The 11,744-nt window shown below is 47.6% G+C and carries 9 protein-coding genes and 4 pseudogenes; 8 read left to right on the top strand and 5 right to left on the bottom strand.

Annotation, left to right across the window (positions count from 1 at the left end; genetic code table 11):
* Nucleotides 1-154: 154 nt before the first annotated feature.
* Entirely contained in the window at nt 155-538 is a 384-nt protein-coding gene (locus tag MHN33_RS00065; RefSeq protein WP_239393132.1) for a hypothetical protein, read from the bottom strand.
* Between the two features lie 111 nt (nt 539-649).
* Here MHN33_RS00065 and MHN33_RS00060 point away from each other — a divergent pair, with 111 nt between their 5' ends.
* The gene (locus MHN33_RS00060) at nt 650-967 is read left to right on the top strand and encodes a hypothetical protein (RefSeq protein WP_239393131.1); all 318 of its coding nucleotides are present in this window, start codon (nt 650-652) and stop codon (nt 965-967) included.
* Between the two features lie 500 nt (nt 968-1,467).
* Here the strand turns inward: MHN33_RS00060 and MHN33_RS23970 are convergent.
* Nucleotides 1,468-1,932, bottom strand: a pseudogene (locus MHN33_RS23970) (transposase); the annotation flags it as partial.
* Nucleotides 1,933-2,031: 99 nt separating this feature from the next.
* Here MHN33_RS23970 and MHN33_RS00050 point away from each other — a divergent pair.
* Complete coding sequence (locus MHN33_RS00050) at nt 2,032-2,505, top strand: DUF1203 domain-containing protein (RefSeq protein ID WP_239393129.1); 474 nt, start codon at nt 2,032-2,034, stop codon at nt 2,503-2,505.
* Nucleotides 2,506-2,527: 22 nt separating this feature from the next.
* Here the strand turns inward: MHN33_RS00050 and MHN33_RS00045 are convergent.
* The 3 pseudogenes from MHN33_RS00045 to MHN33_RS00035 form a co-directional block, all read right to left on the bottom strand.
* Nucleotides 2,528-2,629: pseudogene (locus tag MHN33_RS00045) on the bottom strand (IS110 family transposase); the annotation flags it as partial.
* Nucleotides 2,630-2,638: 9 nt separating this feature from the next.
* Nucleotides 2,639-3,161: pseudogene (locus tag MHN33_RS00040) on the bottom strand (IS4 family transposase); the annotation flags it as partial.
* A pseudogene (locus MHN33_RS00035) lies at nt 3,139-3,420 on the bottom strand (transposase); the annotation flags it as partial. The pseudogenes MHN33_RS00040 and MHN33_RS00035, both read right to left, overlap by 23 nt.
* 289 nt (nt 3,421-3,709) lie before the next feature.
* Here MHN33_RS00035 and MHN33_RS00030 point away from each other — a divergent pair.
* The 6 genes from MHN33_RS00030 to MHN33_RS00005 all read left to right on the top strand — a co-directional run bounded on the left by MHN33_RS00030 (nt 3,710) and on the right by MHN33_RS00005 (nt 11,283).
* A complete protein-coding gene (locus tag MHN33_RS00030; protein ID WP_239393128.1) occupies nt 3,710-4,039 on the top strand; it encodes a hypothetical protein in 330 nt (109 codons plus the stop codon).
* A 283-nt stretch (nt 4,040-4,322) separates the two neighbouring features.
* Nucleotides 4,323-5,066: a MipA/OmpV family protein gene (locus tag MHN33_RS00025; RefSeq protein ID WP_239393127.1), complete on the top strand. Its 744-nt coding sequence runs from the start codon at nt 4,323-4,325 to the stop codon at nt 5,064-5,066.
* Entirely contained in the window at nt 5,056-6,123 is a 1,068-nt protein-coding gene (locus MHN33_RS00020) for an efflux RND transporter periplasmic adaptor subunit (protein ID WP_239393126.1), read from the top strand. Before MHN33_RS00025 ends, MHN33_RS00020 begins: the two co-directional genes overlap by 11 nt.
* Before the next feature lie 3 nt (nt 6,124-6,126).
* Nucleotides 6,127-9,174 (top strand): efflux RND transporter permease subunit, encoded by a 3,048-nt coding sequence (locus MHN33_RS00015; protein WP_239393125.1) that lies wholly within the window; start codon nt 6,127-6,129, stop codon nt 9,172-9,174.
* A 58-nt stretch (nt 9,175-9,232) separates the two neighbouring features.
* Nucleotides 9,233-9,898, top strand: a complete 666-nt coding sequence (locus tag MHN33_RS00010) for a response regulator transcription factor (RefSeq protein WP_239393124.1) — start codon at nt 9,233-9,235, stop codon at nt 9,896-9,898.
* Entirely contained in the window at nt 9,895-11,283 is a 1,389-nt protein-coding gene (locus MHN33_RS00005) for a HAMP domain-containing sensor histidine kinase (RefSeq protein WP_239393123.1), read from the top strand. The genes MHN33_RS00010 and MHN33_RS00005 overlap by 4 nt, the downstream gene beginning before the upstream one ends.
* Nucleotides 11,284-11,744: the final 461 nt, after the last annotated feature.

Below are 11,744 nucleotides of genomic sequence, written 5' to 3'. Positions count from 1 at the left end.
GAAATTTCTTGGGAGTTTATAAATTAATCGTTGGCCGTCACATAACAATTTACTCAAAAGGACATAAAACGCTTGGCTTGCGCTCCTTCGTCGCTAATTTTAGCCAAGTTTTTTACGCCCATTAGTAAGGCGTGATGTATCTAGCGGGAGTGCATCACCCAAATTTCTTTAAAACACCTGAGATAGCTGCTTGGCTGACCCCATACATTTGCGAAAGCTGAACTTGTGTATAGTTTCCAGTTTTGTAGTAATGATAAATCTGAGTTTTTTCATCATCGCTTAATTGACCTCTTTTTACCCCTTGCGTCTCATTAAACTGAGCGATCTGAGCTTCTAGCCCATTAATCTGAGACATCATGTCACTTAGCTTTCGTTGCTCATTAAAGAACTCTTGCTGAGAGATATCGCCGGACATACACCTTAAATTCAAATTGTTAAAATGTGCGTTGTAAAAATTTTGTAGCTCTAAAAGGGCTGTTTTTAGAGAACGTAGGCTGTTTTGGGAATACTCGGCTCTTTGATTATAGATGTAACTCATGATGCTTATAAAACTTATAATATAGCAGTTGACGCTTATTATAAGTTTGTATAACTTAGAATGCAAGAGACCGAATGGGTTGGTCTCAAATGTACATTAGAGGTAATGATTATGGGTACGATTCGAGGATTTGTTCTTGATTCAGCTTTACAAGGTCTGGCTAGAGATCTGATCGAGCTAGAAAAGACAACCGGAATTGCTCCGAATGTGGATCAAACTGTGGCTAACTGGAATGAAAAGCATAAGTTGACAGCTAACACTGCTCAACTACAAAACGATGTTGCGCTATACATTCACGTGGAGAAGAACAAGCAAGTGAAGTCGATGAGTGCTAGAGGGTTAGCAAAATACAAAGCTGAACCGTATGTCGAGCAAGCTATAGAGCTGATGTCAGGGTCTAGATTCAACAATGCTCCTGAAACAGAGTAGCATGGACGAAAAGTTACATAACAAGGGCTTAAAGAGGGCGAGAAACATTGGATCAAACTTTAGGTCTTTTCAAATTGTGGTGCTTAAGGTGGCTATCTAAACTGAAGTGTGTGTTTTTAGCCCCTTAAGCCGACGTTAGCTGTTCACTCAATTCATGGAGTAGTAAATTAGAATATGGAGTCAGTTGCTCTAATAAAGACCATTGCGTTGACAGGTCTTTATGCTTTGCCAATATTGCTTCTAATCATTTCCTTTTTTAGTCACCGAAAGATGAAATCATGGGAACGCAGGACAACGCAAACACCCATTCAAAAAATTGTCTGCTGTGCCTAGGCAGGTTAAACCTGTCGGTCTATTGACTATGAATACGGGTGCTTCAGAAGTCAGGCTTTACTGATGGGCAATTTCAGCTGAAACAGTTGGTTATTGCATACATCGAGACATTGCTAAGCGCTGCCAGAGTACAACAGTAATCATTTGAAGTTAGGACAATGACAATATTAACCTAATAATCGCTCACAATTAGCCTGGCCAGGGCGTCGCTTTTCTTGCAGATGCTCACAAAATTCAGTTACGGCTTGCTGCCTGCCAACTGCACCATAGAGGACTTTGGTAAATCGGGTGGTGAGCTTTAGCCAGTTTCCAGACTCTATTTGCAACCTGGCGAGAATAGACTGAGCATCGCTGATGTGACCTCGCTTGTCGGCACGAATGCTTCGGTCTGTACGTTCAAGCAGTTCAGTAGAGTATTTAAGCTCAAAAGGTAGCCCTTTGGGCATGAGCAGTTTTGGGCTACCAGCAAAGCGCAGTAGGCTCTTTGGTTGTTTGCCGTGTTGGGCGTGCTCAATGTGCTACTTTGGTCCGGTTAGGATTGAGAACAACGTAAGCTATATTGGTGGCCAAGACGCCAGGGATGTAAACCGGCCTTCCCAGAACCCGCCTGTGCAGCCATCTTCTCTATTGGCGTTAGGCACTATAATCGAACCTTCAGTTCCGAATGTGGCGAGTATAAAAATACAGAGTATCTAAAATCATGCTTTCGATTTGACAGTAGGTAATTGACTATGAAGACTGATTTTAAGATTAGTGGGATTGATAAGCACAGCTTTTCCGAACTTTTGAATTTAAATGAGCAAGAATTGGAAAATCACAATGCTAAATGGATAACGGCCGATGCGAACCCAGGTTACCCGTGTAGGGTTTCACTGATAGAAGCAAATATAGGGGAAAGAGTTTTAGTATTGCCCTATTTACATCATAACGCTGATTCACCTTACCGCGCATCTGGTCCGATTTTTATCCGAGAAAATGCTACAGAGGCAAAGCTGGACGTTAACGAAATACCTGAAATATTAAGAGAAAGACTGCTTTCCATAAGAGCTTATAATAAACAGCAAATTATGATTCATGCAGAGATATTGCAAGGCTCTGAATTGGAGCCCGGTATTAGAAAGCAGCTCTTAAACCATGAGGTTGAATACATACATATTCACAATGCTAATCCAGGTTGCTTTAACTGTAGTGTACATCGCGCATAACAAGAGATTATGGCGTCAATAGCTAAATTTCAGCATTTGGCGCTTCCCACATTGTTCCCTCTCTGTGTATCGAGTTCAAGGTAACGACCATCTTTCTAACACAGGCAATTGGGGTAACTTTTTTATCAACTTATCTAAACCAGGTTTTTCGATAGCCAGCATCGATCACGATGAGTGGAATACATTTATCAGGCAGGCTCTCTATGGAAGGACAATGGCAAGTTCATTAAGGAACAATTGATGGGACTTAGGTGAGTTGTATTGAGCAAACGTGAAGGTGCGCTCATACACTATCATTGAGCGTCCCTGAATGCTGACGGAAGACGCAAAGTCATCAGCCGCAGTTGTTCGCGTACACCGGCCCAGTCGACCAGCAAAATAGACATGGGATTAGCACCACACGTCAGGCGAGCATGAAAGCGGTAAATAGCATGTCGGTCGTTATGCATGGCAGTGCTGCCAAGCAGCCGGTTCATACGCTTGATATTGTGCTTGACAGCGACAGGGCCTTTCATATTTCGACCCAGCTTAGTAAGAGAAAATTGATTGCTATCGAGCAAAGTTTCAGTGGCCAGCATTAATGAATCAAGGCGCCGGGCATGAATTTGGGGGCAGTTTATGGGGGAGTTACAAGCGGATAACGATAGCCTTATCAGACAATCGGTTGGCTTTTTTGTCATCAACATACAAAACGATGTGAGTGTGATTGCTCATTACAGCGTAAGCGCAGATATCAATGCAGAAAATGGTGGCCAGCAGGAGCAGTTTATCTTCAACCCATTCACGGCGATGCTCGTAAGACTGGCCTGTTAACGGGTCCTCACCACATAAAAAGGCGCGCCTGACACAGCGAGAGATACAGTGGTAGTATTTTGTGTCATTTAAACTGACCTGGCTTTTCCGTGCCGCTGGCATTTGCTTCGTCCTTATCCTTGGAGCAGATTAAAAGCACAGATGGTGGAACGGGGGTAGGCAAGTTTTGGAGTGGATATCAGTTGCTACTCTCGTCAGTTGCTACTCTCGCCAAAATACGTAAACACCCAGCGTTATCCGTCCCGTTTCTGTGGAGGAAAGTGACAACTTGAAATGGGTGCCTTTGAATCTTCTGAACCATAAAAGATTCACATATCATTATGATTTGTACCCAATGAAGAGTTTTATCAATATAATAGGTACGCTAATAATATCTATTCGGGAGTTACTCATGAAGTACTTACTTGCTGCGTGCATATTTTTCAGTGGAGCATCTTTTGCTGCATCTAATCAAACAGGAAAGATCACGTCACTTTTAACGGGGCCTGTTTACGGCGACAAGCTGTTTTTTAAAGTGAATGGAGCAATAAAATACAAACCATCATGCCATACTAACGAGCATTTTGATTATGTTGTGGATATATCTACCTCGACAGGTAAAGCTTACATGAGTTTAATTATGGCTGCATACGCAGCCGGTAAGACGGTTACTGTAAGTGGATATGATGAATGTTCGATCTACACAGGTGTATCTAACTTCAGGTCTTTAAACTCAAAGTAAGGTGCCAGGGCATGGTTGTAACGAGCACTTAAAACTTGAGTGTATATGTCGAATAAAAGCAAGCACCTGCATTTTTAAACAGTGAGCAGTGGTAGCCTTATGGCTAACGGCTGCTCTTTACTTTTCATTATTGCTTCTCAAATAATGCCTGTACGGCGAAACTTTCACCCTTTTCAAAAATTTCCATCCTGTAAGTTTCAAGAAAGTTTGTTCCTTTAAATTTCACTCAACCCCGGACAAAAGCGTTGTCCGACCCAATAAGTTTGAATAACGGAGCACAGCAATGAACAAATCAGTTTCTTTGATTCCCCTGGTACTAATGAGTATTTCGGCTCTGGCTGATGAGCCGAATCAAGGCATTCAATGGGGAGTTGGCGCGGCGGTTGTATCTCAGGAACAGGGCTACACAGATGTTGGCAATCAGACCACTTTAGTGCCCGTTCTGGCCATCCAGTATGGCAATTTTTCATTACTGGGGCCGCGCGGTAGCTATAAAGTCTGGCAGCACGACAATATTGAGTTATCAGTGGTGGGGCAGTTGAGACTGGATGGCTACGAAGAAGACGACGGTGATATTTTCCTGGGGATGGTAGACAGAGATATGAGCTTTGATTTTGGCTTTGAAGGGGAATTTGATACGGGGTTTGGCGAGTTTGGTTTCTCCTTTATGCATGATGTCACCAGCACCCACAAAGGCTATGAAGCAAGTGTCAGCTATGGTGTGCCGTTTACGCTTGGTGACGGGCGGATAACGCCTTATGTCTCTGCAAGCTATTTGAGTGAGGACCTGGTTGATTATTACTATGGTGTATTACCAACAGAGCAGCGCACCGGGCGCATTGCTTATACAGGTGACGCAACCACGAATCTTGAAGTGGGTGTCTCCAGTGATTGGTTTTTTGGTCGTAACCATATGATAAAAGCCGATCTGAGTTACACCGCTTATGGCAGCGAAATTAAAGACTCTCCGCTTATCGAGCAATCCGGTGCTGTGCAGTTACTGTTGGGGTATGTGTATGTCTTCTAAAGCGCTTATCCTTTTGGGTCTGGTCGCCATGCTGGGCTGCCAGGATCAGCAAAGAGAAGTCAATACAGAGGCACAAACAAACCATGCCAGGGCGATTCAGTTTGCCACTGCGATGCCTGAGCGAGTAGTCGAGGTGCCACAAAAAGTGTTTTTTGGCCAGATAGAAGGGGCCGAAGACACCCAGCTGGCCGCGTTAAAATCGGGGAGGGTTGAAAAGCTCTGGGTACGTGCCGGGCAATTTGTGACGCGTGGTACGGTACTAATGGAGCTTTACGATCCTGTTGCATTTGCCCTGCTTGAACAAACGCGGGCAGAGCTTCAGCGCACACAGGCAGAGCTGACCAACAGTCAGGCTGAATTCGAACGCGCCGAAGCACTGGTTAAACGCAATTTGCAAACCCAGTCGCAGTTAGATCAACGCCGACGTAATCTGGATATGGCTTATCAGCAAGTCAATAAAGCACAGGCCGAGGTGAATGCCGCACGCAATCAGCTTGCGGAGCTCACCATCAGTGCCCCGTTCGACGGGGTAGTGAGTGACCTGTTGGTAAGGCGCAAGGAGTTTGCAGAGGCTGGCCAGACGATACTGAACTTTCAGGCCGCATCCGCTTTACATGCTCGTTTTGCGATACCGGAAGAAGTAGCACTGAAAATCAGCCAGCAGGAATATATGGAGGTTTTTGTGCCGGCGCTGAACGAGTCGGTAACAGGCATGATAGTAGAGCGTACTTTGCCGCTGGGGTCACGCGCTCCCTTCTTTTTTTTGAAAGTCCAGCTAGAAGCGCACAATCAGACCTGGATGGGCCTGAATGCGCAATTAAAAATTCCGATTTCAGATCAACCTTTGTATCGCCTGCCTGGTGGTGCCTTACACTATGACGATGCCAGTCAGCCCTATGTGGTACTGCAATCAGAGCCTGAGCAGCGCCGTTATGTTCAGGTAATAGCCGGGCGCGCAAACCATATTCTTGTCAGCAGTCCTGAGTCACTCGAAGCGCCCGCACTGATATTTGCTGATAGCCGCATGCCGCTAAACCACTCGTTTGATAAGGAGTAAGTTGTGATTCGACCTCCCTGGTTTGTTAATCCTCGCCTTATTTTGGGTCTGGTATGTATTTTGTGTCTTGCCGGTTTAGGTGGCTGGTTCAGCGCCCCGGAGCAAGAAGATCCCAGCTTCCCGTATCGCAATGGTATGATTGTACTCAATGCCAGTGGCCTGGAAGCTGAATCTCTGGCACAGCACTATATTCGACCTCTGGAGCGTGTTTTAGCGCAAATCGATGAAATCCAGACCTATAGCGCGCAGGTGAAACACGGCGCTGCGTCGCTGGATATAGAGCTGAAAGAAACCGTGTATAACACCGATCAGGTTTGGCAGCGTATCAAAGAAGGGGTTGCCCCCATACGCCAGAGTAATCCGGCGCTGTCTATGGTTATCTTAGATCGTGTGCAGGACACCCAGGGTATTTTATTGTCTGTTGGCAGTCGGGGCGACCTGCTACAGGAGCGCCAGCTTGCCATTAAGTTGCGAGATCAGATATTGGCGCTCAGTACAGTGCGCAATGCTCAGCTGGTGGGCGACCCGGGCAGCCAGATAGCGGTGGCGTATTCACAGCAAACTATGTTACAAACGGGTGTTACTCCCGCGCAGATTGCCCAGCGTATCGCCGGTGCCAATCAGATTGACTCGGTTGCCAGTATCACCGATGACCGGGCTAATCTTATTCTGTCACCTGTGGCTCAACTGGATTCTCTGGCTGAGTTAAAGGGTAAACTTGTGACAACCAGCCAGGGCCAGCAACTGCCTTTATCTACGCTGGCCGATATCCATTATCGTCCCGATCCAAAAGCCAGTGAGTCTTTTTGGATTGACGGCCAGCAACGCGTTGGTGTGGCGGTGACTCTGGTGCCCAACCGGATCCGCATTGCACAGGCGGGTGAGCAGGTTACCCAGCTGGTTGAGCAATTCAATGAGGTTTATGGGGCAGACGCTGTAACGATAGAGCTGTTTCAGCCCAAGTGGGCGAAAAAGCGCAAAGACGGGCTAATGCAATCGTTAATGCTGAGCCTGGTTGCCATTGCTGTTATTTTGTTTATTTTCCTCTCTGCCAGTGGCGCTGTAAGTGTGTGTATTGCCGTTATTGTTATCACATTGTCGGCCATTGCCGCTTTCAGTGCGATGGATGGTGTATTGCACCAGATGACCATTGCCGGGCTGATTTTATCTTTAGGCCTGATGGTCGACAACTGCATTGTGGTTGCTGAGCGGTTTAACCGGCATATGTCAGCGGGTTTAGAGCCATTACTCAGTGCCATCCAAAGTATCACCGAGTTGTGGCGTCCACTGTGTGCTGCAACCGTGACAACCATTGCGGTGTTTTTGCCAATGCTGATGGCCAAAGGCAGTGTGGCCGATTTTATCGCCAGTATTCCGGTCATGGTGATTTTGTGTATTGTGGCCAGTTACGTCATTGCGTTAACGCTGGTGCCTTTGCTAAACCGTTACTTGCCTGTGCGTAAAAGTCCGGTTTCTTGCTGGCAGCAGCAACTGCAACATATTTTAGAGCAGGGCGCACTGGCTTTATCTAAGTTTACCTTACAGCACAAAACGCTGACGTTAGTTGCTGTATTTGGACTATGCGCCGGGTTGATGTCCCTGCCGCAGGCCGATGGTGAGTTTTTTCCAAAAACCAACCGCAATCAGGCCATTGTGGATGTGGAGCAGCCCATGGGTACGCACAAGCAGCTTACAGCAAGTACATTAAACCGGATAGCTGAAGACATCAGTGCACATGCCGATGTGCGGCGCACCCTGGTATTCAATGGTTTCTCCGGCCCGCGCTTTTACTACAACCTGGCGCAAAAACCGGATGAAAGCCATATTGGCCGGGTGGTACTGACCGCCCAAGCGCATACCGATATTAGGTTGCTGGTTGAACAGCTGAACGACCAATTGCAAAGCGACTACCCGGAAGCCATCCTGCGAGCCCGGGAGCTCGGGCAAGGGCCGCCACTGGAAAGTACGGTGGTAATGTGGCTAAGCGGTGAAGACTATAAAATCTTACGCAGGGCGGGCGAAGAGGTATTTGCCTTACTGAGCTCAGATGGGCGGTTTGACGCACCCGGCAAAGCCTACTCGGGAGCCGTGCCTCAGCTGACCATGACTTTTGATCAGCAACGGCTGAGTCAGCTTGGCCTCACTGAAAGCCAGCTTAATGATTATCTTGCATGGCGTAGTGCAGGGCTAACCATGACTCAGGTGAGCTTTAATGATGAGCCTACATCCGTTGTGCTGTATGACCCGGATTCAAGTCATGACAGTATTGATCTGATGAACACCGGCGTACTGACCTCACTGACCGAAAAACCTGTTCCGATTCATGTGCTTGCTGATACTAAGATAGTCGGCCAGTCAGCCATTTTGGCGCGCAGAAACGGTGTACCCGTGGTTAAACTGATCAGCGAAGTTGCACCCGGCGTGGATGAGGCTGCGCTGCTCACTGAGTTGATGCCAGAGCTGACTGCTATTGCTGAGCGATACGGATTACAGTTAGCATTTGGCGGAGAAATGGCTGAGTCTGGCGAGGCAAACAATGCCTTGTTTAAAACCCTGCCAGCTGGTGCGCTGTTGCTCTTTATTGCCTTGGTGCTGCAGTTTAATTCGTTACGTTTAACTTTGCTGGTGATGCTGAGCATTCCCTTCGCCGTCATTGGTGCGCCGGCTATGCTGAGCCTGGCTCAGGTGCCGTTCGGGTTTATGTCGGTGTTAGGGATCCTGGCACTGGCAGGAATAGTCGTGAACAATGCTATCTTATTGATCGACGGTACTTTGTTGTACGTACAAGCGGGGAAGAATACGCAGGCAGCTATCATGCTATCGGTACAAAACAGGGTGCGTCCTGTTATAGTCACTTCGGTCACAACCATAGTGGGTATGCTACCTTTAACCTCGGCCAGCAGTCCTCTGTGGCCGCCACTGGCATGGGCTGTGATTGGCGGATTGATCACTTCAACCATTCTGGTGCTGGTGGTGATCCCTGTTCTGTTGCAATGGTTGTTGCCAAAGCGTACCAGGTCAAAGTCAATTGCATTACCTGAGCTGACGTAAAACCTGTCTGGAATAAAGTAGAACAAGTACAGTAAGGCAAAAGAGTGGAGAAAGTAGTATGCGCATTTTGATCACCGAAGATAACCTGCAACTGGCCAGTTTTATCCAACAGGCCATGACCAAAGAAGGCTACGCGGCTGATATAGCCACCAGTGCGGGCGCATTACGCGATCAAATGGCATTATGGCACTACGACGCCATTATTCTGGATCTCGGGCTACCCGACAAAGACGGACTGGACGTAATAGCAACGTTACGAGGAGCTGACAATCCGGTGCCTGTCTTGATCTTAACTGCGCGGGGCAGCGTGGATGATCGTATAGCCGGGTTGGATCTGGGCGCAGATGATTATATCAATAAGCCGTTTGATATCGGTGAGCTACTGGCACGAATGCGTGCTCTGCTGCGTCGTCCCAGTCAGTACACTGGCACTTTATTGTCTCATGGTAACCTGGCGCTTGACCCGAAATCTCGCCGCGTAACGGTAGGCGGCGAGAACCTCTCAATGGGTAAGACAGAAGTGGCTATCCTGGAATATCTGCTGCGCCATGTTGGCTTAACCGTGGGCAAAGATGCATTATACGACGCCATTTATGCCATGGGGTTTGAAGTAACCGATAACGCTTTGCAGGTAGCGGTACATCGAATTCGCAAAAAGCTTGATGGTACTGAGGCGGGCGTCACCATTAAAACGCTCCGTGGCATAGGATATATACTGGCATGAAAATCATAAAAAACTCCCTCGCCCGCAAGATCTACCTGCATTTTATTCTGATAGGCTCGGTGGTGTTCACCGGAATAGGTGTGATCTTGCACCTGTTTTCGATGAACTATGCCAACCTGGCGCTCGAAGTCAGTATGAAAGGTATGATTGAGGACGTAGGGGATGCACTGCATTTTGAGCAACAGCAACTTGTGTATACCCCTGATAATGTAATTGAAAAGTGGGGCTATGACGCCTTGTACAATAACTTTGCGTTTCGTGTTTTGCGCGCCGAGGATGGGCAGGTATTGCTCCAGTCTGTAAACAGTGAACAGGGCTCTGAAGCACTGGCGGCGCTGACCGACACCATTGCGTTTGGGTATTCGCACCTTGATGGCGTTGATCGTTTTCGTACCGAACTCACACTGGACGGACAGGCGCTGTTGCTGGACATGGCACGCAATGATCTGATCACAGAACTGGCAAACGAAGCCGTGATCCCGGCATTAAACCGGGTGACGGCCATTACCATTTTTGCCGCATTTGGGGTGTTTATGGTGGTTGGGTACTTATCGGTGCGCTCTGTGGTGCGGCCCGTTAAAGCCGTAGCTGGCCAGTTAAAGCAGATCAAACCGGAGCAGCTGAGCTTCAGGCTCAGTAACGAGGGGTTGCCTTATGAGATTCAGCCGATTGTGGATTCACTGAACCAGGCTATGGAGCGGGTAGAGGGGGGCTTTGATGAACAAAAGCGCTTTGTGGCCAACGCCGCCCACGAGCTTAAAACCCCACTGGCCGTGCTTAATACCCGCGTTCAGCTGGCCGATATTGCCCCTCAGATCCGCGAAGAAATCGTCAACGATGTTGCCTATATGAGTCGGGTTGTGCAGCAACTCTTAGATCTCTCTCGCGCGCAAAACTTTGTGGTGTACAACAAGGTACCGGTAAGCCTGTCAGCTCTGGCACAGGAAGTTTGCATGATGCTGGCACCGCTGGCAGTACAGTTTGATAAAGAGCTAAGCCTGGACACGGAACCTGGCACAGCTCAGATCCTGGCAGACAAAGCCGCCGTGCATATTATGATAAAAAATCTGGTCGAAAACGCCCTGAAACACTCACAGGACAATGCCAAGATTCAGGTCAGAGTGAGTGCCATTGAACTGGAAGTGAGCGACAACGGCCCCGGGATCCAGTCACAATTCTACGACCGCCTGTTCGAGCGTTTCTGGCGACAAGAGCAATCTACCCTGACCGGAAGTGGACTGGGTTTATCTATCGTTAAAGAAGTCGTCGATTTTCATCGCGCTAAACTTACCGTCACCTGCAAAAATGAGCAGGGCGGTGCGAGCTTTAAAGTCGTGTTTGTTGAGCGCGATACTGAGTGCGAATCGTTGAATTGGAGCAGTTAAAGGGAAAAGTGTGGTTGTTAATTAATTGCAATGAGCCGAGTAAGCTGAGATCTATGTGAATATTATGCAGGTGCTTCCAGCGCTGGTATAACCTACATATATCCCGGTCACCCCAGGCGTTTACGAGAAGGGATTTGCTTATACACAATGCAGATGTTTCTAAGCGAAGAGCAAAGGAAGACGGAACCGGATTTGCAGCATCACTTGCTAGTTTTGGAATGGATGTCTGGGGTAATCTACACAATGCAGATGTTTCTAAGCGAAGAGCGAAGGAAGACGAAACCGGATTTGCAGCTTCACTTGCTAGCGTTGGAATGGGTGTCTGAGGTAATCAGGAATGGGTGATTGAGATGGACGCTCCTAAATCGGCGTCAATGCGCCAAACTGAGAGTGATATTTACAGTTAACAGGAGCATCCATCATGAATCAAGTTAGCACATTATCCATCGACTTGGCTAAAA

The sequence above is a fragment of the Pseudoalteromonas sp. OOF1S-7 genome (genome assembly GCF_022347765.1).
GTDB lineage: Bacteria > Pseudomonadota > Gammaproteobacteria > Enterobacterales > Alteromonadaceae > Pseudoalteromonas.
The sequence above is the reverse complement of the archived record's forward strand: the minus strand, read 5'-3'. Positions and strand labels throughout refer to the sequence as shown.

Coding starts and splice junctions, on each gene's coding strand:
- MHN33_RS00020 (WP_239393126.1), top strand. CDS start 5,056: ATGTCTTCTAAAGCGCTTATCCTTTTGGGTCTGGTCGCCATGCTGGGC.
- MHN33_RS00050 (WP_239393129.1), top strand. CDS start 2,032: ATGAAGACTGATTTTAAGATTAGTGGGATTGATAAGCACAGCTTTTCC.
- MHN33_RS00030 (WP_239393128.1), top strand. CDS start 3,710: ATGAAGTACTTACTTGCTGCGTGCATATTTTTCAGTGGAGCATCTTTT.
- MHN33_RS00065 (WP_239393132.1), bottom strand. CDS start 538: ATGAGTTACATCTATAATCAAAGAGCCGAGTATTCCCAAAACAGCCTA.
- MHN33_RS00005 (WP_239393123.1), top strand. CDS start 9,895: ATGAAAATCATAAAAAACTCCCTCGCCCGCAAGATCTACCTGCATTTT.
- MHN33_RS00010 (WP_239393124.1), top strand. CDS start 9,233: ATGCGCATTTTGATCACCGAAGATAACCTGCAACTGGCCAGTTTTATC.
- MHN33_RS00060 (WP_239393131.1), top strand. CDS start 650: ATGGGTACGATTCGAGGATTTGTTCTTGATTCAGCTTTACAAGGTCTG.
- MHN33_RS00025 (WP_239393127.1), top strand. CDS start 4,323: ATGAACAAATCAGTTTCTTTGATTCCCCTGGTACTAATGAGTATTTCG.